This window comes from Kosakonia sp. YIM B13571 (assembly GCF_042788095.1).
Taxonomy (GTDB): Bacteria; Pseudomonadota; Gammaproteobacteria; order Enterobacterales; family Enterobacteriaceae; genus Kosakonia; species Kosakonia quasisacchari.
In genome coordinates this window covers 421,927-443,829 of the sequence record NZ_JBHZPL010000002.1, presented here as the reverse complement: position 1 = coordinate 443,829, position 21,903 = coordinate 421,927, and the positions used below count along the sequence as shown (strand labels likewise).

Sequence of the window (21,903 nt, the reverse complement as noted above, 5' to 3'; positions counted from 1 at the left end):
CCATTCGCAAGGAGCCTGTATGTCCCCTTTTTTGACCGCTTATCTGGCCCGTATTGGCTGGGAGCAAACGCCCGATGTCTCACTGGAAACGCTACGGGCGTTGCATTTGCATCACAACGGCGCCATCCCTTTTGAAAACCTTGATGTAGTGCTGCCGCGCGAGATTGAACTCAGCGATGAGGCGATTTTCCATAAGCTGGTGGTCGCTCGTCGCGGCGGTTACTGCTTTGAGCAGAACGGGCTGTTTGAGCGTGTGCTGAAAGAGGTTGGATTTACGGTACGCAGCCTGTTAGGACGGGTGGTGCTTGCCAATCCGCCGCAGATGCCGCCGCGCACGCACCGTATTCTGCTGGTGCAGCTTGCGGGCGAGCTGTGGATCGCCGATGTCGGTTTTGGCGGGCAAACGCTGACCGCGCCGATCCGCTTGCAGGAAGATATTGAGCAGGAAACGCCGCATGGCCTTTACCGTTTGCAGCGCAAGGGCGAAGACTGGGTGCTCCAGTTCCGCCATCATGAGCGCTGGCAGTCGATGTATCAGTTTGAGATGGGACAACAGTATCAGGCCGATTTTGTCATGGGAAATTTTCACTCCGCGCATTGGCCGGCATCCCATTTTCGCCATCACTTGTTGATGTGCCGCCATCTGCCGGACGGCGTAAAGCTGACATTAACGAACTTTCACTTCACTCACTGGAAAAACGGCCAGGCGCTGGAAGAGGTGACCTTTGCCGATGTTCCGGCGCTGTATGACGCGCTGCAAAATCGCTTCGGGCTAGGGGTGAACGACGCACAGCACGGCTTTAGCCTGCAACAACTGGAAGCAGTGATGGCCGGTTTCGATTTGCACGGCGACAAAGCTTAACAAAGTTCTTTTTCGATCATAACAGCCAGATGGCGATTGAAGGCAGCTTCGTCAACATCTGGCATCCCCAGCATGCAAATTCCGTCCAGACCACACACCAGCGCAATCAATCGCCAGGCGATGTTTGCCGCCGTATCGTGAGAGGTAAATTCACCCGCCGCACGACCTTGCTCAATCAATTGCACCACTTTGACGTGCCACATCTGCATCGTCAGCAGATAGGCACCTTTGATTTCCGGCTCTTTACTCGCCAGCAATAATGCTTCCCGCCACAAATGCACATAGGGTTCGAGTCCGCCTTCGTCGCTGCCCAACATCGCGTGTAACTGTTCGCGCCATGGCGCGGTCGCGGGCACCACTTCAACCTCCAGCAATTCGGCAATCAGGCGGATAAACGCCTGCGCTTTTAATTCATTTCCCGACGTGAAGTGGTGGTGAACCTGGCCGGTAGCCACCCCGGCAACACTTGCGATCCGGCGAACGGTCATGGCGGAAAAACCGTCTTCCAGCGCTACGCGCATCGCGGCTTTGAGGATCACTTCACGGCGATCATCCTTGTTCAGGTAGCGCATAAAACCTCGGCTAAATAGGGGGTAAACGGAGTGTAACAAAAAGCTGGACATGCGTTCAACTTTCCGTAGGATCGCCATTCTGGACATCTGTCCAGGGATGAAAACGATGGAGAGAAGTATGTTTCGTCAGTGGTTAACGCTGGTCATCATTGTGCTGGTTTATATTCCGGTCGCTATCGATGCGACGGTGCTGCATGTCGCCGCGCCCACACTGAGCGCGGTGTTAAATGCCAGCGGAAATGAGCTGTTATGGATAATGGATATCTACTCGCTGGTGATGGCCGGAATGGTGCTGCCGATGGGTGCGCTGGGCGACAAAATCGGTTTTAAGCGGTTGTTGCTGATCGGTAGCGGGCTGTTTGGCGCGGCCTCGTTGCTGGCGGCATTTGCCTCAAGCGCCAGTTGGCTTATCGCCACGCGCGCGCTGCTGGCAGTCGGCGCAGCAATGATCGTGCCGGCAACACTTGCCGGGATCCGTAACACTTTTTCGCAGGCGCAGCAGCGCAATACGGCGCTCGGCGTGTGGGCAGCGATTGGTTCCGGCGGCGCGGCATTTGGTCCGTTAATTGGCGGAATGTTGCTGGAGCATTTCTACTGGGGTTCCGTGTTCCTGATCAATGTGCCGATTGTCATTGCCGTGATGGCGCTGACCGCGCGCTTTGTGCCGCGCCAGCAAGGCCGCGCCGAGCAGCCGTTACACCTGAATCAGGCGTTGAGCTTAATTGTCGCCATTTTGCTGCTGGTGTGGAGTGCAAAAACGGCGATGAAAGGCACGCAGCCGCTGTGGATCGTGGCGAGTACATTGCTCGTGGGTGCCACCTTGCTGACCGGTTTTGTGCGCATTCAGCTTGCCGCCACGACCCCGATGATCGACATGTGGCTGTTTACGCATCGCGTGATTTTAAGCGGTGTGCTGATGGCGATAACGTCGATGGTGACGCTGGTCGGTTTTGAGCTGCTGATGGCGCAGGAGTTGCAATTTGTTCACGGTTTCACGCCGTTTGCCGCCGGAGTGTTTATGCTGCCGGTGATGCTGGCGAGCGGATTTAGCGGGCCCATCGCCGGGATATTGGTGTCAAAACTGGGATTACGCCGCGTCGCCGCTGGCGGGATGGCGCTCAGCGCGGTGAGTTTCCTGGGCCTTTCCGTGACCAACTTCGCCACCCAGCCGTGGCAGGCCGGAATATTGATGGCGCTGCTGGGCTTCAGTGCGGCGAGCGCGTTACTGGCCTCTACGGCGGCGATCATGGCCGCTGCGCCAAAAGAGAAAGCGGCAGCCGCCGGGGCGATTGAAGCGATGTCGTACGAACTGGGTGCCGGGCTGGGGATTGCCGTGTTTGGGTTGATTTTGAGCCGCAGTTTCTCCGCCTCGATCCTGCTTCCACAGGGGTTAAGCAGCGAGACCGCCGCGCAGGCGTCATCGTCCATTGGCGAAGCATTCCGCCTGGCACAGGAAGCACCGCCCGCCCTGGCGCAGGGGATCATCACGGCGGCGAAAACAGCCTTTATCAGTTCGCACAGTGTGGCATTGGGAACCGCCGGCGCGCTGTTGATGCTACTGGCGGTGGGGATCTGGTTTAGCCTGGCACGAGTGGAAAAACAGTAGCGTTGTGCCGGATCACGCACGCTGGCGGGTTGACCACCAACAGAGCAGCGATCCGGCGCACACCATCAGCGCGCCCTGCCAGAAGGAGAACGAGAGCGGGGCGCTTAACACCACCGCCGCCAGCGCGGAAGAAAGTACAGGCGTGAAATAAGATGCCGCCGCCAGCACCGTGACGTTGCCGTGCAAAATACCAATATTCCACGCGGCATAACCAAGACCGAGCGCAATGCCGGTCATGAATAATTTCACCACCACCGGTAGCGTAAAGACCATTTCCGGTTGCGGTGTGACGGCGAATTTCACCCACAGCGTCGCTGCCGTCAGCAATACAAACAGCGTAATACCGTTCGCGCCGTTGGCGTATTTGGTGGTGACGGTGCAATAAATCGCCCAAATAAACGCCCCGGCAAGCGCCAGCGCATAGCTAAGCGGGCTGGAGATAATGTTTCGCTGGATTTCAGCGATATCAAGACCGCTATCGCCGCCGAGCACCCAGCTCACACCGAGTATCGCCAACAATAAACCGGGAATAACCCACAAACTGGATTTTTGACCGTTAAATAATATTGCGCACAGAATAGTCAGACTCGGCCATAAATAGTTAACCATGCCCACTTCTATCGCTTGTTGTCGCGTCGCGGCAAAACCCAGCGACAGCGCCAGACAAAGTTCATAACTGACAAACAGCACACTTCCGGCAATAAGATAACGCACTGAAAAACGGCGTAAATCCGGGATGCCGACGATGACCATCAGCAGCAACCCGCTCAGGGTATAGATCATCGCCGCGCCGCCAACCGGGCCAAGACCTTCACTGACGGCGCGAATAAAACCCACCATCGTGCTCCAGAGGAATACCGCCAGTAAACCAATTAGCGTTGCGCGTTTTTTATTCATTACTGCACTTAATCACCTGAAACAAAGCCTCAACTTATAACACGGCTGAATAAGTAAGCGAAATCCACCGCGCAATATCTACCACTTTTGTGTGATGAAAATTCGACGTGTGAAACTATTAGGTATCAAGCTCCCGGCGTTATTGATTTACCGCAATTAATTCACCCTGTGAAATGTTTAGTTTTCCGGCCGCAGTCGAAGACAATAATTGAGGAAAGCAATGGACGTCAGCCGCAGACAATTTTTTAAAATCTGCGTGGGCGGAATGGCAGGAACCACAGCGGCCGCATTGGGATTTGCTCCCAAAATGGCGCTGGCGCAGGCGCGAAATTATAAATTACTGCGCGCCAAAGAGACGCGAAATTCCTGTACATACTGCTCCGTGGGGTGCGGGTTATTAATGTATAGCCTGGGTGATGGTGCGAAAAACGCGAAAGAGGCCATCTATCATATCGAAGGCGATCCGGATCATCCGGTCAGCCGCGGCGCGCTGTGCCCGAAAGGGGCCGGTCTGCTGGATTACGTACACAGTGAAAACCGCCTGCGCTACCCGGAATACCGTGCGCCAGGCTCTGACAAATGGCAGCGCATCAGTTGGGATGAGGCCTTTAGCCGCATCGCCCGGCTGATGAAAAACGACCGCGATGCCAACTTCGTCGAAAGTAACGCCGCAGGCGTAAAAGTGAACCGCTGGCTCTCAACCGGTATGTTGTGTGCCTCGGCGGCGAGTAATGAAACCGGCATGCTGACGCAAAAATTTGTGCGTTCACTTGGCATGCTGGCGGTAGATAACCAGGCGCGCGTCTGACACGGACCAACGGTAGCAAGTCTTGCTCCAACATTTGGTCGCGGTGCGATGACCAACCACTGGGTTGATATCAAAAACGCCAACGTGGTGATGGTGATGGGCGGTAACGCCGCTGAAGCCCACCCGGTCGGTTTCCGCTGGGCGATGGAAGCCAAAAACAATAACGACGCCACGCTGATTGTGGTCGATCCGCGCTTTACACGCACGGCGTCAGTTGCCGATATTTATGCGCCAATACGTTCCGGGACGGACATCACTTTCCTCTCCGGCGTGCTGCGCTACCTGATCGAAAACAACAAAATCAATGCTGAATACGTCAAACACTACACCAACGCCGGGTTGCTGGTGCGGGATGATTTTGCCTTCGAAGACGGCTTGTTCAGCGGCTACGACGCGCAAAAACGTCAGTACGACAAAACCTCGTGGAACTACCAGTTTGATGAAAACGGCTACGCCAAACGCGATGACACACTTAGCGATCCGCGCTGCGTGTGGAATTTGCTGAAACAGCACGTTGCCCGCTATACACCGGAAACAGTAGAGAACATCTGCGGTACGCCAAAAGCGGATTTCCTGAAAGTGTGTGACGTGCTGGCCTCAACCAGCGCGGTGGACAGAACCACCACCTTCCTGTACGCCCTGGGCTGGACGCAACACACCGTCGGCGCGCAGAACATCCGTACCATGGCGATGATCCAATTGCTGCTCGGCAACATGGGGATGGCCGGCGGCGGGGTAAACGCCTTGCGCGGGCACTCCAACATTCAGGGGTTAACGGATCTGGGGCTGTTATCAACCAGCCTGCCGGGTTACCTGACGCTGCCGTCGGAAAAACAGGCCGATTTGCAACAGTACCTGGCGGCGAATACGCCAAAAGCGCTGTTGCCGGACCAGGTGAACTACTGGAGCAACTATCCCAAATTCTTTGTCAGCCTGATGAAGTCGTTCTATGGCGACGCGGCGCAGAAAGAGAATAACTGGGGCTTTGACTGGTTGCCGAAGTGGGATCAGGCCTGGGATGTGATCAAGTACTTCAACAAGATGTCGAAAGGCGAAGTGAACGGCTATATCTGCCAGGGCTTTAACCCGGTGGCGTCATTCCCGGACAAAAACAAAGTTGTCAGTACGCTGAGCAAACTGAAGTACATGGTGGTTATCGATCCGCTGGTGACAGAAACCTCCACCTTCTGGCAGAACCACGGCGAGATGAACGATGTCGATCCATCGGCTATCGCCACCGAAGTGTTCCGTCTGCCGTCGACCTGTTTTGCAGAGGAAGATGGCTCGATCGCCAACTCCGGTCGCTGGTTACAGTGGCACTGGAAAGGCCAGGACGCGCCGGGCGAAGCGCTGAACGATGGCGAAATCCTCGCCGGGATTTACCACCGCCTGCGCGAGATGTACCGCACCGAAGGCGGTAAAGGCGCGGAACCGCTGCTGAAAATGTCCTGGAATTACCGCCAGCCGCACAACCCGCACTCGGAAGAGGTGGCGAAAGAGAACAACGGCTACGCGCTGGCGGATCTCTATGACGCCAACGGGCAACTGCTGGCGAAAAAAGGCCAACTGCTCAATAGCTTTGCGCTGCTGCGCGATGATGGCACAACGGCCTCGTCTTGCTGGATCTACAGCGGAAGCTGGACGGAGCAGGGCAACCAGATGGCGAACCGCGATAACGCCGATCCGTCCGGGCTCGGTAATACGCTTGGTTGGGCATGGGCGTGGCCGCTGAACCGCCGCGTGCTTTACAACCGCGCGTCGGCGGATGTGCAGGGCAAACCATGGGATGCGAAACGGATGCTTATCCAGTGGAACGGGGCGAAGTGGGTCGGCAATGATATTCCCGACTACAACACCGCACCGCCGGGCAGCAATACCGGGCCGTTCATCATGCAGCAGGAAGGGCTGGGGCGGCTGTTTGCACTCGACAAGCTGGCAGAAGGGCCGTTCCCGGAACATTACGAACCGATGGAAACACCGCTTGGCACCAACCCGCTGCACCCGAATGTGGTCTCCAGCCCGGTTGTGCGTCTGTTCGAGGATGATGCCAAACGGATGGGGAAAAAAGATCAGTTCCCGTATGTCGGCACAACCTACCGCCTGACGGAGCATTTCCACACCTGGACCAAGCATGCACGCCTGAATGCCATCGCCCAGCCGCAGCAGTTTGTCGAAATCAGCGAAACGCTGGCGGCGGCAAAAGGCATTGCTAATGGTGACAGTGTCACGGTAAGCAGCAAGCGCGGCTTTATTCGCGCGGTTGCGGTGGTGACGCGTCGTCTGCGTACTTTGCAGGTACACGGTCAGCAGGTAGAAACCATTGGTATTCCGCTGCACTGGGGCTTCGAAGGGGTGGCGCAGAAAGGCTATATCGCCAATACGCTGACGCCGAACGTCGGCGATGCAAACTCGCAAACGCCGGAATACAAAGCGTTTTTAGTCAATATCGAGAAGGCGTAAAGGAGCGAAATAATGGCTATGGAAACGCAAGACATTCTAAAACGCTCCGCCACCAACCCGATCACGCCGGCCCCACGGGCGCGTGATGACAAAGCGGAAGTCGCCAAGCTTATCGACGTTTCCACCTGTGTGGGCTGCAAAGCCTGCCAGGTGGCCTGTTCGGAGTGGAACGATATTCGTGATGAGGTCGGGCACTGCGTCGGGGTTTACGATAATCCGGCCGATTTGAGCGCCAAATCCTGGACAGTGATGCGTTTTAGCGAAACCGAGCAGAACGGCAAACTGGAGTGGCTGATCCGCAAAGATGGCTGTATGCACTGTGCGGAACCGGGCTGTCTGAAAGCCTGCCCGTCAGCGGGGGCGATTATTCAGTACGCCAATGGCATTGTCGATTTCCAGCAAGAGAACTGCATTGGCTGCGGCTACTGCATCGCTGGATGTCCGTTCAACGTGCCGCGTCTCAATAAAGAGGATAACCGGGTCTACAAATGCACGCTCTGTGTCGATCGCGTCAGCGTCGGCCAGGAACCGGCCTGCGTGAAAACCTGCCCGACCGGCGCGATCCATTTTGGCACCAAAGCCGAGATGCTGGAGCTTGGCGAGCAGCGCGTGGCGAAACTCAAAGCGCGCGGTTACGCCAACGCCGGAGTCTATAACCCGCAGGGCGTGGGCGGCACGCATGTGATGTATGTGTTGCATCATGCCGATCAGCCGGGTCTGTACCACAACTTGCCGAAAGATCCGCAGATAGACACCTCGGTCAATCTGTGGATAGGGGTACTGAAACCGTTGTCAGCGGCGGGATTCCTCGCCACTTTTGCCGGGCTGATTTACCACTACATCGGCATCGGGCCGAACAAAGAAGTGGACGACGATGAAGAGGAGCATCATGAGTAAGTCAAAAATGATTGTGCGCACCAAGTTTATTGACCGCGCCTGTCACTGGACGGTGGTGATCTGCTTTTTCCTCGTCGCGCTGTCCGGCATTTCGTTTTTCTTCCCGACGCTGCAATGGCTGACGGAAACCTTCGGCACGCCGCAGATGGGGCGCATTCTGCACCCGTTCTTTGGCGTCGTTATCTTCCTGGCGCTGATGTTTATGTTTGTGCGTTTTGTGCATCACAACATCCCGGACAAGAAAGATCTGCCATGGCTGAAAAACATTGTCGAAGTGCTAAAAGGCAACGAGCACAAGGTCGCGAAAGTCGGTAAATACAATGCCGGACAAAAAATGATGTTCTGGACCATCATGAGCATGATGCTGGTGCTGCTGGTGACCGGGGTGATTATCTGGCGTCCGTACTTTGCGCACTACTTCCCGATTCAGGTGATCCGCTACAGCCTGCTGTTGCACGCCACCTCGGCGATCATTTTGCTGCACGCAATCCTGATCCATATGTATATGGCGTTCTGGGTAAAAGGCTCCATCAAAGGCATGATCGAAGGGAAAGTGAGCCGCCGCTGGGCGCAGAAACACCACCCGCGCTGGTATCGTGATGTGGAACGTCTGGAAGCGAAAAAAGAGAGCACTGAAGGTATTAAATAATAGTCAAACCGCTCCGGATAACCGTTCGGAGCGGTTTTAAATCCCTCATTAGCACGGTTCCCATTTATTCATAAACCTGCCCGTATCCATGGATTTATAGGTTAGCCGGGGCATTTCAACTGGTCTGCCTGAAGTGAATGGTCAATAATGCCTGTCGCAAACTTTTAACAAGTGGTTAGTGGTATGAAAAAAACCGTTTTTTCGTTGGCACTTGCGACCTTTGGCCTGGGTATGGCGGAGTTCGGCATTATGGGTGTGTTAACCGAACTGGCGAACAATGTCGGCATTTCTATCCCTTCGGCGGGGCATTTGATCTCCGCTTACGCGTTTGGCGTGGTCATCGGCGCACCGATCATGGCGCTTTTTTCAAACCGCTTTTCCCTGAAAAACACGCTGCTGTTTCTGGTGGCGCTGTGCCTGGTGGGTAACGCCATTTTTACCTTCTCCAGCTCCTACACCATGCTGATTATCGCCCGTCTTATCTCCGGTTTCCCGCACGGGGCGATTTTTGGCGTGGGGGCGATCATCCTTTCGAAAATCGCGCCGCCAGGAAAAGTAACCATGGCGGTGGCCGGAATGATTGCCGGGATGACTGTCGCCAATCTGATTGGCATTCCGCTCGGTACGTGGATCGGTCACGCGTTTAGTTGGCGCTACACTTTCTTGCTGATCTCCGTCTTTTTCGCGCTGGTTATCGTCTCGGTGATTGTCTGGGTGCCGTCGCTGTTTGATACCAGCGAAAGCCGCCTGCGCGAGCAATTTCACTTCCTGAAAAAACCGGAACCGTGGCTGATTTTCGCCGCCACGATGTTTGGTAACGCGGGCGTATTCGCCTGGTTTAGCTATGTGAAGCCGTTTATGGTCAATGTTTCCGGTTTCACCGAGAGCGCGATGACGCTGATCATGATGCTGATGGGGCTCGGCATGGTGCTTGGCAATATGTTCAGCGGCCGGCTTTCGGTGAAATTCAGCCCAGTGCGCATTGCGGCAGTGACGGAATTATTGATTATGCTGGCGATGCTGGCGCTGTTTGTCGCCGGTGAAAGCAAAGTGGGGGCGTTGTCGCTTGGTTTTGTGTGCTGCGCCGGGCTGTTCGCGCTCTCTGCGCCGCTGCAAATCATGCTGCTGCAAAATGCGAAGGGCGGGGAGATGCTTGGCGCTGCGGGTGGACAAATGGCGTTTAACCTCGGCAATGCGGTTGGTGCGTGGTTTGGCGGGCTGATTATCGCGTTTGGATTTACGTACAGCTACCTGACGTTACCGGCGGCGGTGCTGACGTTTGCCGCCATGACTTCGCTTCTGATCTATGGTCACAGAAAAACAAAATATCAACCCGAACAGGTCGTTCAGCACTAACCCGCCACCCGGTGAGCCTGCGCCCACCAGGTCAAACGCTCAAGGTAAATACGGCTCGCCAAGCGTTAGCATCAAGCGGTTCGCCCAGGCGAAAAACGCAGCGGACTGGATAAGATCCAGTTGCTGCAAGGTATCCAGACCTTGAGCATTGAGTCTTTCCAGATGCGCCACGGTTAGCGCAGGCGGCGTTACCGATAGCGCAGCAGCGGCATCAATTTCTGCCTGCCAGCGCGCCGATTGCCCCTCGCTCAAAATCTCGCCCGGCTGCACGGCCAGCAAGGTTTCCACGGCATTATCATCCTTCGATAGCTGGCTGGTTTTACGCGCATGGACCGAGGCGCAGTAGATACAGCCGTTGATTTTACTGGCCGCCGTTGCCGCCAGCTCGCGCTCAGCACGCGGTAAGCCACCCGGCGTATAAAAAATGCCTTTATCGGTTAACGTGCGCTGCTCCAGCACCGGCAGGTTACGGCCCAGCAGGCGGAAATAGTCGGAATCTGTATGGCCAAATTTTGCCAGGATCGCCTGTTCATCGGGCGTAAATTCCGCCAGCGGTTTTGCCGCCAGCCACGGCTCCCAGCCTAATTCCTGTTGTGTAAATTGTACCGGCGCGGCTTTGCCGCTTTGCGTTTTCGCGTCGGTGTGCCAGACACCGGCCACCACCGAAATATCGCTGTCAGCCACCGTTTTTCCGTTTAACAGCCGCAACCCGGCCAGTAACCGGCTCTGGAAGCTGACAAACGCAACCAGTTGCGCCAGCGTGACAATGCTCTCTTTCTTCCAGCCCGCAGCAACCAGCGTATTGAGCGCCTGAGGCGTCGCTTTCACCGGTGAAAAAGTCAGTAAGCGGGCGAATTCCAGCGCCGGGGTTAAGCGTGCCGATGTTGGGTCGGCGAGGCCAAAACCGGCGTAGTGCGCCGCCAGTTCATTGGCGTTGTGCCACTTCGCCACTTTCGCCGCCACGCTATAGCGCTCATCGGCAGTGAACGCGTCTTCCTGAACATCAAACAGCGCCTGGTAACTACCTTGCGCATGCTGCGTTGCGGCATCACGCGTGTCGCGCGCCTGAGCCACAGGGGAACCGGGGGCGATCTCCGCCAGTTCGGCGAGAATGTCCTGAGTAAACGCCATAATGACTCCTTATAAAATCTGCGGGGCGATCTGCCCGGCGATCAGTTCGATGGAACGCAGGGTGTCCTGGTGCGAAGGTTCGACCGAATGCACCTGGAAAGAGATATCGGTGGCGCGCGCCAGTACGCTGTCTTTGCCGAGCGAATCCAGTACGGTTTTCGCATCACCAATATGGGCATCAAATTGCTGAATATAATCAGTGATATTGTCACCATTTACGCGATAACCCGCCGCGCGGTGCTGCTGCGCTTGCTTCGCAAGACCCGGTGCGGCGACGTGAAGCGCGTAATCAACGCTGTCGGCGACAAACGCGGTGCGCGACGCAAGAATGCGCGGTGTAACACCGGACGGCAGCGCGGCCAGGTAAGCATCAATCATCGGGTTCTGGATTGCATCCAGCGGCAAGAAGGGTTCATCGCCCGGACGTGGCTGTGTGCGCGACAGCATCAATCCGTGACCGCCTTGCGCCGCACGGATTGCACCTTCCACCGAGAATGTGGCGATCCACACGCGCTCCGCAAGTTGCGATGCAGGCGGGTAGAGGTGGTTATCCGGGTGAGTGAGCGAATCACCGCGCCACGCACTCTGGATCAGATGCAGGCCGTCGGCAAAGGCTGTCGCACGTTCGTTAATCGTCAGACCAAACGGCAGAAAGGATGTCGGCGTCCCGCCGGAGCCAAAGCCCACTTCCAGCCGTCCGTCGCTGAGCAAGTCCAGTACTGCCGCGTCTTCCGCCACCCGCAGCGGGTTTTCCAGCGGCAGGGTGATGATGGCAGTGCCGAGCCGAATGCGTTCAGTGTGCGCGGCAACGTGCGCCAGAAAAACCAGCGGCGACGGTAATCCGCCTTCGTGTTCATGGAAATGGTGCTGCGCAATCCACGCCGTATCGAAACCGTGGCGCTCGGCATGGCGGATCTGTTCCGTCGCCAGCCGGTAGCGCTCTTTTGGCACGGTGTTATCGAGCAGGCGGGTAAAAAACCCAAGGCGTTTTCGCGTCATGCGAACTCCTCCGTAGCGGGTGAAAAATGGGGAATGGCGTTGATTAATTCGCGGGTATAGTCGTGCTGCGGCGCGGCAAACAGTTGCTCAACCGGACCGTGTTCGACAATACGACCATTGCGCAGCACCGTGACACTGTGGCCAATACGGCGCACGGTCGCCAGATCGTGGGTAATAAACAGATAAGTCAGCCCCAGTTGCTGCTGCAGTTGTTGAAGCAGGGCGAGGATCTGCGCCTGTACCGTGACATCCAGCGCGGAAGTGGCTTCATCCAGCACCAGAATGCTCGGGTCAAGGATTAGTGCGCGGGCAATAGCAACACGCTGACGTTGACCGCCGGAAAGCTCCCGTGCCGTGCGTTCAAGTAACGACAGCGGCAGCGCGACCCGGTGGGCAACCGCCTCCACGCGCGCCATGCGTTCCGCTTTCTCAATGCGCTCAAAGTTCTTTAACGGCTCTTCGATAATCTGCGCCAGCGTCTGACGCGGATCGAGTGAGGCAAAAGGGTTCTGATAAACGAACTGGATTTTACGCCGCAGTTGCCGGTGCGCCTCCGGGCGCAACTGCGTGGCATCAATATCATCAATGATCACTCTGCCGCTGTCCGCTTGTTCAAAACCCAGCAGAATGCGCGCCAGCGTGGTTTTGCCGGAACCCGATTCGCCCACCAACGCGTGGGTGCTGCCGCGACGCACCTCAAAGCTCACGGCGTCAAGCGCCTGTAACGTGTGGTCTTTACCGAGCGAAAAGCGTTTATGGATATCCAGCAAACGGATTGCTGGTGAGGAGAGCGGCTGGCCGGAAACCGGCGCGATAGTCAGTGATTGCCCGTGCATATCGCTGAGCAACTGGCGGGTGTAGGCATGCTGCGGCGCGCGCAAAATATCCGCCGTTTCACCCTGTTCCTGAATTTCGCCGTCACGGAAAACCAGCAGCCGGTCGGCACGCTCGGCGGCCAGCGCCAAATCATGCGTCACAAATAGCACCGCCGTGCCGGATTCGCGCCGCAGCACGTCCAGCAGATCGAGAATGCGTTTCTGCACGGTGACATCCAGCGCGCTGGTCGGTTCGTCGGCGATAATCACATCCGGTTGCAGGGCGATAGCCATCGCGATCAGCACACGTTGTTTCATGCCGCCGGAAAGCTGGTGCGGATACTGTTTGATGCGTTGTTCAGGATGGCTAAGTCCCACTTTGCTCAACAGCGCCAGCACCTGTGCGTCGCGCTGTCGGGCAGTAAGCTTGCTGTGCAGATGGAGCACTTCCGCCACCTGCGCACCGATCGTTTTGACCGGGTTGAGCGAATTGCCCGGATCCTGCGGCACCAGGCTGATGCGCGCACCGCGAAGGCTGTTCAGTCGCTTTGCCGACCACTGGCTTATCACTTCGCCATTAAGCACAATGTTGCCGCTGTCGCGCCGGGCATTCTCAGCGAGCAGGCCAATAATCGCCTGCGCCGTGGTGGTTTTACCGGACCCGGACTCGCCGACAAATGCCAGCATTTCACCACGCTGGAGGGTAAAACTGACCTGATGCACCACTTCGCGCCATTCTCGCCCGGTGCGATAACTGACGCGTAAATTTTCTACCGATAACACTGTCATGCGCGGCCTCCGCTAAACTGGCGGCTGATGCGGTTTACCGCCAGCACCACCACAACCACTACCACGCCCGGGAAGGTCGTCAGCCACCAGGCGGTGGATAAATAATTGCGTCCTTCCGCAATCAGTAAGCCCCATTCCGGCACCGGCGGCGGGGTGCCGTAACCGAGGAAACTGAGGGTGGAAAGGGCGAGGATCGCCTGGCCGAATTGCAGCGTGGCGAACGCCAGCACCGCCGTGAGCGAGTTGGGTAAAATGTGCCGCCACAGTACGGCCAGAAAGGTGCCACCGCTGCCTCTGGCCGCTTCGACATAATCGGTATGGCGAATGCGCACTACTTCACCGCGCGACAGGCGGGCAAAACTGGCGACCGAAGCCACGCCGACGGCAATTGCCGCGTTCACCGTGCCAAAGCCAAGCAAAATAATGACCGTCAGCGACAGCAACAGCGAAGGAATCGAGAGTAGAACATCCACCAGGCGCATCAATACCGATTCGACGCGCCCGGCAAGCGCCCCGGCGACAACGCCGGTCAGCGTGCCGACAATCAATCCCATCGCCACCGCCGCCAACGCAGCAGAAAGGGAATGCGATGCACCATAAACAATGCGCGCATACAGGTCGCGTCCTAGTTGGTCCGTGCCCAGCCAGTGACCGGCTTGTGGCGACAACCGCTGCGCTCCGGCGATACCTTCTACCGGGCTATACGCGGTAAACAACGCAGGGAATAACGCGGCCAGTACCGCCAGAATAATCACCGTCCACGCCAGCCATAATCCCGGCTGCCAGCGTAGACCCGACCAGACAGGAACCCGCTTACGTGCGGCGATGGCATAATCAACCAGACTCATAACGCCCCTCCGGTAACGGTTTGCAGCCGCGGGTCAAACCACGGCATCAGTAAATCGACCAGCAGGTTGATCAGTACAAATCCGAGCGCGGAGATCATCACCACCGCCTGCAATACCGCGATATCCTGATTATTTACCGCCTGCTGAGTGAGCTGACCTAACCCGGAACGACCAAACACCGTTTCGGTAATGAGCGCCCCGGCAATCAATTCGCCCAGCAACAACCCGGCAATGTTCAGCACCGGCAGCAGGGCGTTGCCCGTCACATGTCGCCACAGCACGCCGGTTTCGCTAAAGCCTTTCGCGCGCGCTACCGCAACAAAGGGTTGCGCGGCAACCTGATCGATACTGCGCATTAAAATTTGCGCCAGCGGTGCACTAATCGGAATGGCAACGGTAATAATCGGCAGGATCAGCCCCTGTAGCGGCGAAGGGTTAATAACCGGGATCAACCGCCAGTGAAATGAGAACAGCTGAATCAGCGCGATACCCAGCCAGAATGTCGGCAGGGAGATCAGCAGCACGGGAACAGACTGAATCGCATTACTTAGCCAGCGCAGTGCCGGAAGTCGGGAAGCAAAAGCCAGCGTGAAGGCCAGTACCACCGCAAGTGCAAAGGCAGGGAGCGCCAGCTGGAGCGTGTCCGGCAAATTGCTGGCAATAAGCTCGCTGACCGGCACACCCGCCTGAACCGAGTAGCCAAAATCTCCGCGCACCATGGCAAACAGCGTATGAAAATATTGCTGCCAGAGCGGGCTGTTTGCGCCATAGGCCACGCGCATCTCTTCGATTTGCGCCGGGCTGAGACCCAGATCCGGGTTCTGGAATTTAATCAGCACCGCGTCGCCCGGCAGCACCTGAAGCAGCACGAAGGAGAGCGTAAACGCGGCCCATAACACCAGCAGACCTTGCCCGGCGCGCTGCAGAAGATAGTGGCTCATTGCCCGCCTCCTCAGTGTTTTTCAATCCACGCGCCGTAAAACGACGGGCGACCTACGGCTTCAAAGCTTGCGCCTTTCAGCCACGGCGCGCCGGCAAACACCTGCGGTTCCTCAAAAATTGGGATCACATAGGCGTTATCCAGCAGATAGCGTTGCGCGTCGCCGGTGAGTTGCAGACGTTTTTGCCCGTCCACCTCGGCGGAAATGCTCACCAGCACGTCGTTAAGTTTGTCGTCGCGGAAATTTTTTACTTTGTCGCTGGAGCCGCCTTTTTGCAGCAGCGCGTCGCGGTTTGCCGGGTAGAACATGCTTTTCACCACATCCGGATCGGCACGTCCGACTTCGGAAACGGTGAGCGGTGTTTTCAGCGGGTCAAGGTTATCCAGTGTGTGGCTACCCGCATCGCCGGCTTTTACGCTCAACGCCACGCCAACCTGTCGCCACTGCTGCGCCACCAGTTGCAGCACCTCTTTGTTTTGCGGCTGCGGCAAGGATTCATACACTGCCAGCGCCAACCGTTGTCCGTCTTTGCTGCGAATACCGTCCGCGCCTGTTTTCCAGCCCGCGTCGTCCAGCAGTTGCTTCGCTTTCGCCGGATCGAATGTCAGTTTGTCGCGCAGATTGACATAACCGGCGGCAGAATGGGCAATCACAGAGGTTGCCTGCGGATAATTAGGCGAGAAAAGGGTATTCACAACTTGTTTAGCGTCGGTGGCGTGCAACAGCGCCTGGCGGACTCGCACATCGGCAACCAGCGGGTTATCAGGGCGGAAACTGATGCTGTCGTTCACGCCGCGTGTCGGCGCGGCATAAATTTTGAAGCCCTGATCGGTGGCTTGCTTTTCATCGTACGCCTGCACCTGGCGAATAAAACCCGCCTGACCCGACAGCAACGCACCGATGCGCACGCTGTCTTCCGGCGTGACAATAATTTTTATGCCATCAAGATTCGCCGGGCCTTGCTGAGCGAGGTTTTTCGGCCCCCACTGATAATCTTTACGCGCGGTGAGGGTGACTTCACGCCCCAGTTTTTCATCGCTGACGACAAACGGCCCGGAACCAATAATCTGGCGAGCGTCGCCCAGTTGTTCAAAGTTACGCTGTAACGTACTGAGCGATACCAGACCAGAACCAATGGTGGCGGTGCCTTGCAGGAAGCCCGGCGACGGTTTTTTAAAGTAGAATTTGACGGTCTGCGCATCGATCACTTCGCTGTGATCATAGTTATTGATCACTTCCGACACTGGCAAGCGTTGCGCTTTGTTGCCAAGGCCGTAGGTGTCGAAGTTTTTCGCCACCGCGTTGGCATCCAGCGGCGTGCCGTCGGAGAAGGTCACCCCCGGGCGAATTTTAAATGTGTACTCGGTCTTATCGTCGTTGGTGCTCCAGCTTTCAGCAATCCACGGTTCCACCTGCAATGTTTTGGGGTTCTGCCAGGTCAGCTTGTCGGTGATTTGGTTAAGAATGCCGCCGTTGGGGTAAAAACCCCCGGCAGGAGGGTATAAATTGGTGTGCGCCTGCTGCTCAAGATAAATTAGCGTGCCGCCTTTAACCGGCGTCTGTGCCGCCCAGCTCTGAACGGAAGCGGCCGTTATCAGCGCCGTCAGCAGCGGCAAGCGAAAAGGGATGTGCATGGTGAATTCCTTTGTTATCTATTGTCTTAACGTCGGATTCATCATCCGGTGCGCGCTATGACAAGGGAACAAAGGAATTGAGATAAGCATTTCAGGAAAGCGCAAAACCGGGGCATGCCCCGGTAATCCAGAGTGTTAACGCATCCAGGGCGTAATGGTCAGCCCGACCAGTATCCCTTCAGGCGAAAGCAGGCGCGTGACGCTCTGCCCCCAGGGTTCCAGACGGTTGGCAATCAGCAATTGATACCCTTTGTTGACCAGTACATCGGTGGCGATCGCTAAATCCTGCACTTCAAATTCAACCCAACTTTGCGGAATGGGGTGAGAATCCGGCCATTTTTCTACGCCAAAGCATGACGCGGCGGCGTGGTGTAGCGGCCACAGGGCAAAGTGTTTTGCACCGTCGAGCGCATCGTGATCGGCGACCAGATAATCGCTCGCGCCCTCCATCGGTTTCAACGGCAGCCCAAGGGTGTGCTGATAAAACGCCTGGCTGTCGGCCACGTTCTGGGGAATTGGGCCAAAACCGGCAATGAACAGCACTTCAAGCCCGGGGATCGTGGTGGTCATAAGCACCTCAGTGTCATAAAAAAAGGGGCATTAACGCCCCCGTGATTATAGGCAATGCCCGGCGATTAATGGCGGAGATCGATCACCATACGACCGCGAATCTGGCCTTGTTCCATCTCTTTAAAAATGGCGTTGATATCTTCCAGCGGGCGCAACGCCACTTTCGGTACCACTTTGCCTTCGGCGGCGAACTGGAAGGCTTCGTTCAGATCCTGACGAGTGCCAACCAGAGAACCTACGACCTGAATGCCGTCCAGCACCAGGCGCGGAATATCGAGACTCATCGCTTCTGGTGGCAGACCCACGGCCACCACGCGTCCACCGGCGCGCACAGCGTCGACGGCTGAATTAAATGCCGCTTTCGCCACCGCGGTGACCACGGCGGCATGCGCACCGCCGGTTTTTTCATGCACCACTTTTGCCGCATCTTCGCTGCGCGAGTTGATGGTCAGATCCGCGCCCATGCTGGCAGCGAGTTTAAGCTGCTCATCATTGACGTCGATGGCGATCACTTTGGCGTTAAAGACATTCTTGGCGTATTGCAGCGCCAGATTACCCAGCCCGCCAAGGCCATAAATAGCAATCCACTGGCCCGGTTTGATGTGCGAGACTTTCACCGCTTTATAGGTGGTCACGCCTGCGCAGGTAATGCTGCTGGCCGCGGCAGAATCGAGGCCGTCCGGCACTTTCACCGCATAATCAGCAACCACGATGCACTCTTCCGCCATGCCGCCATCCGCCGTGTAGCCAGCATTCACGACCTCACGACACAAGGTTTCATTGCCGCTGTTGCAGTACTCGCAGTGGCCACAACCCTGAAAAAACCACGCCACAGAAGCGCGATCGCCCACTTTCAGCGAAGTAACACCTTCGGCCACCTGGGTGACAATGCCAATGCCTTCGTGTCCGAGGATCACCCCCGTTTTGTCGCCGAAATCGCCGTTTTTCACGTGCAAATCCGTATGGCAAACGCCACAGCATTCCATTTTCAGTAATGCTTCGCCATGTTTGAGCGGGCGTAACGTTTTTTGTGTTACTTCTACCTGATGATCTTTTGTAACAACAGCAGCCTTCATGGTATTTCTCCTGTTATGAGGCATGGAACTGAGATCCGGGTGTGGCGTTTGGCTTCATCCGTAATATACGTCTTTAGAATTAATGGTTTAGGAGTGACATTCAAGAGCAGGGCAACATACTGTAATACTTTCTGCGCCTTTCCCCTGGTTTAGGTAGGGTAAATAACCAGTAACCACACTGTTAATGAGGTTATGAAGTTCGGGTAGTGAATGTCATGCTATTGTCATCGTTTGCCGCCAAATTGTTGCTTTCTATAACAAAAGAGTGATTAACAATGCATCTGGTGAAAAAACTGCTGGCCGTCAGCGTTCTCTTATCCGCCTCGGTTCAGGCACACAATATTCTTGAATTTCCGCAGCCGGAAAATAACCCGGAAGAGTTCTACACTGTCACGGAAATCCCGGCGGGTGGCATCATTAAGTATGAAACGGATGCCAAAACTGGCTTTATCGTGGTTGATCGTTTTCAGTCAATGCCGGTGGCTTACCCGGCGAACTACGGCTCACTCACGCAGTCGCTGGCGGGCGATGGCGATCCGCTGGATGTGATTTTCTACACTCGTGCGCCGCTGGCACCGGGAACGCTTATCAAACTTCGCCCGATTGGCGTGCTGAAAATGATTGATGGCGGCGAAACGGACGACAAAATTGTCGCCGTACCGGCCAGCAAAATCGACCCGACCTATGACGACATCAACAACATCACGGATTTGCCTAAAATTGAGCAGCAACGTCTGGAAGCTTTCTTCCGCGTTTACAAACAGTTGCCGGACGGGCGGAAAAAGTGGAGCTGAACGGTTTTAACGATGCCGCAACTGCGAAGCAGGAAATCAAACAGGCATGGGATGCCTGGAAAGCGAAAAAGCCGCAGCCGTAAAAACGCCTGCCAGGCAGGTTGCAATTGCGCGCCGAAGGGGTGTAATCACTAAAAAGGCCTTGCCGGTTCTGAACGATATCAATCCGAAGACAATGAACCAAAGTCTGTTGCTGACCACCGCCACAGGATGTGGTGTTTAAAAAAACAGGCGCCTTGCGGCGCCTGTTTGCTGTGACACTACAATCTTTGTTGAAGGCGTTCTATCTCTTCACGCCACTGCGCCTGAAGCTGCGGTTTTTGGTGCTTTGCTTTACGCGCCAAATCGTCTGCCAATTGAGTTTCCAGCAAGATTAACCGCGCCAGAAGGGCATCGGCGTCCTCTGGCGCAGCGACGGTATTAAGCGCCACCGGCGCGGCCTGCTCGTGGCAGACACTTTCGCGCAGGCGCTCGAACACCGCCTCCGCATCATGCCATTCGCTCAGTTCACCGTTTTCCACCAGCCAGAAACGGTTACAACTATTGCTGATAAGCGCGCGATCGTGGCTGACCAGCAACACGCCGCCGCTGAACTGTTGCAACGTTTGCGCCAGCGCCTCTTTGCCCGCCATATCCAGATGGTTGGTCGGTTCATCCAGCATCAGCAGATTAAAGCGCGCCAGCGACAGACCGACAAACAGCAGCCGCGAACGCTCACCGCCGCTCAGTGTCGCCACACGTTGCCCGTGGCGCACCCAGGTAAAACCGGCGCTAATGAGCGCCATTTTGCGATCCTGCGGCGTGGGGGCAAACGGTTCTAACGCGTCAAACAGCGTGGCGTCGTCCGGCAATTGGTGCAGGGTCTGGTCGTAGTAACCCGCGTTCAGGCGGGGATGCAAACGCAACCCAGACGCGCTTTCCTGCTGGTAAGCACGCCAGATAAGGCGCAGCAACGAGGATTTCCCGCAGCCATTACGCCCGACAATGGCGACGCGATCGCCACTTTTCAGCCGTGCAACCGGCACCTTAAACAAGTCGGGTAATCCTGGCGCAGGCGGAACCGCCAACTGTTCCATCTCCAGCAGACGGTCAGCCTTGAGTTCCTCGCCATGCAGCGCCAGCCGCCACTTACTGCCCTCGGTCAGTTCGGTCTGGCTTTCTTTCATGCGCTCGACCTGGCGCTCCATCTGTTTCGCTTTGCGCGCCAGATCTTCGTTGTCATAAACGCGCCCCCATGTGGCCAGCCGTTTGGCGCTGGTACTGACGCGGTCTATCTCCTTTTGCTCCGCCTTGTGACGCAGGGCATCACTCTCATCCCGCGCTTCCAGCGCCTGACGCGCCGCGCTACAGGGGAGTGCGAAGCTGTGCAGCGTGTGATCACGTAGGATCCAACTGCCGTTGGTCACCGCATCCAGCAACGCGGCATCGTGCGATACCATCACGAAACTGCCGGACCAGCTTTGCAGAAACTGTTCCAGCCACAGCAGCGTGGGCAGATCGAGGTGGTTGCCGGGCTCATCCAGTAGCAGCAGATCCGGCTCGCGGATCAGCGCCCGCGCCAGCAGCAAGCGGGTATGTTGCCCGCCGCTCAGCGTAGCAGCCGTTAAGGCGATTTCCTGTGGACTCAGCCCCATGCTGGCCAACAATGCTTCGCCGCGCCAGCGCTGGCTATCGCGCTCCATCGCAGGGAACTGCGCCAGTACCGCATCAAGCAGCGTCATGGATAACAGGGCATCGGGCAGATGTTGCTCGACGCGTGCCAGCAGGCACTGGTGCGCAACCGTCACATTGCCGGAAAGCGGGGACAGTGAACCGTCCAGCACTTTTAGCAGCGTACTTTTGCCACAGCCATTGTCGCCAATAAGCCCAAGACGATCGCCTTTCTTCAGGGTAAAGGAGAGATCGGAGAATAACGGACCAAACGCCGTTTCAACACGGATTGATTGTGCAGATAATAAAGTGCTCATTGCTTACTCAAGAGTTACAGGCACGAGCGTGCCTCGTCAAACATCGCTGACGATAACCTGGTAAGCCCAAGGGAAGGGATTGTTGTCTTCGCTCAAGCCGAAGTTATCGCAGCACGATACCGATAACGCTTGAGCTGGCGCGATCGCCAAATGCATGTGAATAGTCAAACAATTCACAATACAGCATAAGTAGCCTCCTTTTTTATATTCAGTAAGTTAATGGGTGGAAAGG

At 56.5% G+C, this 21,903-nt stretch carries 17 protein-coding genes and 1 pseudogene; 7 read left to right on the top strand and 11 right to left on the bottom strand.

All coding sequences use genetic code 11. The annotated features are described in order from the left end of the window. Positions 1-19 precede the first annotated feature (19 nt). Entirely contained in the window at positions 20-862 is an 843-nt protein-coding gene (gene nhoA, locus ACFX4O_RS07185) for an N-hydroxyarylamine O-acetyltransferase (protein ID WP_380207897.1), read from the top strand. Here the strand turns inward: nhoA and ACFX4O_RS07180 are convergent. Beyond that, positions 859-1,434, bottom strand: coding sequence for a TetR family transcriptional regulator (locus ACFX4O_RS07180; protein ID WP_131410235.1), 576 nt, complete (start codon positions 1,432-1,434; stop codon positions 859-861). The two genes, nhoA and ACFX4O_RS07180, sit on opposite strands and share 4 nt — an antisense overlap. Before the next feature lie 118 nt (positions 1,435-1,552). On the opposite strand from ACFX4O_RS07180, the gene ACFX4O_RS07175 reads away from it, so the two are divergent. Further along, on the top strand, positions 1,553-3,040 hold the full coding sequence (locus tag ACFX4O_RS07175) for a SmvA family efflux MFS transporter (RefSeq protein ID WP_380208043.1): 1,488 nt from the start codon (positions 1,553-1,555) through the stop codon (positions 3,038-3,040). A gap of 12 nt (positions 3,041-3,052) precedes the next feature. Here ACFX4O_RS07175 and yddG read toward each other — a convergent pair whose 3' ends face one another. After that, positions 3,053-3,937 (bottom strand): aromatic amino acid DMT transporter YddG, encoded by an 885-nt coding sequence (yddG, locus tag ACFX4O_RS07170; RefSeq protein ID WP_380207896.1) that lies wholly within the window; start codon positions 3,935-3,937, stop codon positions 3,053-3,055. Positions 3,938-4,157: 220 nt separating this feature from the next. Between yddG and fdnG the strand changes: the two genes are divergently transcribed. The 4 genes from fdnG (at position 4,158) to araJ (ending at position 10,107) form a co-directional block, all read left to right on the top strand. Continuing rightward, on the top strand, positions 4,158-7,205 hold the full coding sequence (gene fdnG, locus ACFX4O_RS07165; RefSeq protein WP_380207895.1) for a formate dehydrogenase-N subunit alpha: 3,048 nt from the start codon (positions 4,158-4,160) through the stop codon (positions 7,203-7,205). A gap of 12 nt (positions 7,206-7,217) precedes the next feature. Further along, positions 7,218-8,102: a formate dehydrogenase subunit beta gene (gene fdxH / locus ACFX4O_RS07160; RefSeq protein ID WP_380207894.1), complete on the top strand. Its 885-nt coding sequence runs from the start codon at positions 7,218-7,220 to the stop codon at positions 8,100-8,102. After that, positions 8,095-8,751: a formate dehydrogenase-N subunit gamma gene (gene fdnI / locus ACFX4O_RS07155; protein ID WP_380207893.1), complete on the top strand. Its 657-nt coding sequence runs from the start codon at positions 8,095-8,097 to the stop codon at positions 8,749-8,751. Before fdxH ends, fdnI begins: the two co-directional genes overlap by 8 nt. A gap of 183 nt (positions 8,752-8,934) precedes the next feature. Next, complete coding sequence (gene araJ / locus ACFX4O_RS07150; RefSeq protein ID WP_131410225.1) at positions 8,935-10,107, top strand: MFS transporter AraJ; 1,173 nt, start codon at positions 8,935-8,937, stop codon at positions 10,105-10,107. Between the two features lie 39 nt (positions 10,108-10,146). Here the strand turns inward: araJ and ACFX4O_RS07145 are convergent, their stop codons facing one another. The 8 genes from ACFX4O_RS07145 to adhP form a co-directional block, all read right to left on the bottom strand. Beyond that, positions 10,147-11,238: an alkylhydroperoxidase domain protein gene (locus tag ACFX4O_RS07145; RefSeq protein WP_380207892.1), complete on the bottom strand. Its 1,092-nt coding sequence runs from the start codon at positions 11,236-11,238 to the stop codon at positions 10,147-10,149. 9 nt (positions 11,239-11,247) lie between these two features. Next, positions 11,248-12,237, bottom strand: coding sequence for a putative FMN-dependent luciferase-like monooxygenase (locus tag ACFX4O_RS07140; protein ID WP_380207891.1), 990 nt, complete (start codon positions 12,235-12,237; stop codon positions 11,248-11,250). Next, positions 12,234-13,841 (bottom strand): dipeptide ABC transporter ATP-binding protein, encoded by a 1,608-nt coding sequence (locus ACFX4O_RS07135; protein WP_380207890.1) that lies wholly within the window; start codon positions 13,839-13,841, stop codon positions 12,234-12,236. Before ACFX4O_RS07135 ends, ACFX4O_RS07140 begins: the two co-directional genes overlap by 4 nt. Continuing rightward, entirely contained in the window at positions 13,838-14,689 is an 852-nt protein-coding gene (locus ACFX4O_RS07130) for an ABC transporter permease (RefSeq protein ID WP_380207889.1), read from the bottom strand. Before ACFX4O_RS07130 ends, ACFX4O_RS07135 begins: the two co-directional genes overlap by 4 nt. Continuing rightward, positions 14,686-15,630, bottom strand: coding sequence for an ABC transporter permease (locus ACFX4O_RS07125; RefSeq protein WP_380207888.1), 945 nt, complete (start codon positions 15,628-15,630; stop codon positions 14,686-14,688). The genes ACFX4O_RS07130 and ACFX4O_RS07125 overlap by 4 nt, the downstream gene beginning before the upstream one ends. A gap of 11 nt (positions 15,631-15,641) precedes the next feature. Further along, complete coding sequence (locus ACFX4O_RS07120) at positions 15,642-17,264, bottom strand: TIGR04028 family ABC transporter substrate-binding protein (protein WP_380207887.1); 1,623 nt, start codon at positions 17,262-17,264, stop codon at positions 15,642-15,644. A 135-nt stretch (positions 17,265-17,399) separates the two neighbouring features. Next, complete coding sequence (locus ACFX4O_RS07115) at positions 17,400-17,834, bottom strand: glyoxalase (protein WP_380207886.1); 435 nt, start codon at positions 17,832-17,834, stop codon at positions 17,400-17,402. A gap of 65 nt (positions 17,835-17,899) precedes the next feature. Then, positions 17,900-18,910, bottom strand: a complete 1,011-nt coding sequence (gene adhP, locus ACFX4O_RS07110; protein ID WP_131410209.1) for an alcohol dehydrogenase AdhP — start codon at positions 18,908-18,910, stop codon at positions 17,900-17,902. A 275-nt stretch (positions 18,911-19,185) separates the two neighbouring features. Between adhP and ACFX4O_RS07105 the strand changes: the two are divergent. Continuing rightward, positions 19,186-19,782 (top strand): annotated as a pseudogene (locus ACFX4O_RS07105) (inorganic diphosphatase); the annotation flags it as partial. A 182-nt stretch (positions 19,783-19,964) separates the two neighbouring features. On the opposite strand, the gene ACFX4O_RS07100 reads toward ACFX4O_RS07105, so the two are convergent. Continuing rightward, positions 19,965-21,671, bottom strand: a complete 1,707-nt coding sequence (locus ACFX4O_RS07100) for an ABC-F family ATP-binding cassette domain-containing protein (RefSeq protein WP_131410205.1) — start codon at positions 21,669-21,671, stop codon at positions 19,965-19,967. Positions 21,672-21,903 lie beyond the last annotated feature (232 nt).

Bases quoted from the DNA above. Each gene is read 5' to 3' on its own strand.
- ACFX4O_RS07115 (WP_380207886.1), bottom strand. From the start codon at position 17,834: ATGACCACCACGATCCCCGGGCTTGAAGTGCTGTTCATTGCCGGTTTT.
- ACFX4O_RS07145 (WP_380207892.1), bottom strand. From the start codon at position 11,238: ATGGCGTTTACTCAGGACATTCTCGCCGAACTGGCGGAGATCGCCCCC.
- fdxH (WP_380207894.1), top strand. From the start codon at position 7,218: ATGGCTATGGAAACGCAAGACATTCTAAAACGCTCCGCCACCAACCCG.
- ACFX4O_RS07100 (WP_131410205.1), bottom strand. From the start codon at position 21,671: ATGAGCACTTTATTATCTGCACAATCAATCCGTGTTGAAACGGCGTTT.
- fdnI (WP_380207893.1), top strand. From the start codon at position 8,095: ATGAGTAAGTCAAAAATGATTGTGCGCACCAAGTTTATTGACCGCGCC.
- yddG (WP_380207896.1), bottom strand. From the start codon at position 3,937: ATGAATAAAAAACGCGCAACGCTAATTGGTTTACTGGCGGTATTCCTC.
- ACFX4O_RS07140 (WP_380207891.1), bottom strand. From the start codon at position 12,237: ATGACGCGAAAACGCCTTGGGTTTTTTACCCGCCTGCTCGATAACACC.
- ACFX4O_RS07180 (WP_131410235.1), bottom strand. From the start codon at position 1,434: ATGCGCTACCTGAACAAGGATGATCGCCGTGAAGTGATCCTCAAAGCC.
- adhP (WP_131410209.1), bottom strand. From the start codon at position 18,910: ATGAAGGCTGCTGTTGTTACAAAAGATCATCAGGTAGAAGTAACACAA.
- nhoA (WP_380207897.1), top strand. From the start codon at position 20: ATGTCCCCTTTTTTGACCGCTTATCTGGCCCGTATTGGCTGGGAGCAA.
- ACFX4O_RS07135 (WP_380207890.1), bottom strand. From the start codon at position 13,841: ATGACAGTGTTATCGGTAGAAAATTTACGCGTCAGTTATCGCACCGGG.
- ACFX4O_RS07125 (WP_380207888.1), bottom strand. From the start codon at position 15,630: ATGAGCCACTATCTTCTGCAGCGCGCCGGGCAAGGTCTGCTGGTGTTA.
- ACFX4O_RS07130 (WP_380207889.1), bottom strand. From the start codon at position 14,689: ATGAGTCTGGTTGATTATGCCATCGCCGCACGTAAGCGGGTTCCTGTC.
- ACFX4O_RS07120 (WP_380207887.1), bottom strand. From the start codon at position 17,264: ATGCACATCCCTTTTCGCTTGCCGCTGCTGACGGCGCTGATAACGGCC.
- ACFX4O_RS07175 (WP_380208043.1), top strand. From the start codon at position 1,553: ATGTTTCGTCAGTGGTTAACGCTGGTCATCATTGTGCTGGTTTATATT.
- araJ (WP_131410225.1), top strand. From the start codon at position 8,935: ATGAAAAAAACCGTTTTTTCGTTGGCACTTGCGACCTTTGGCCTGGGT.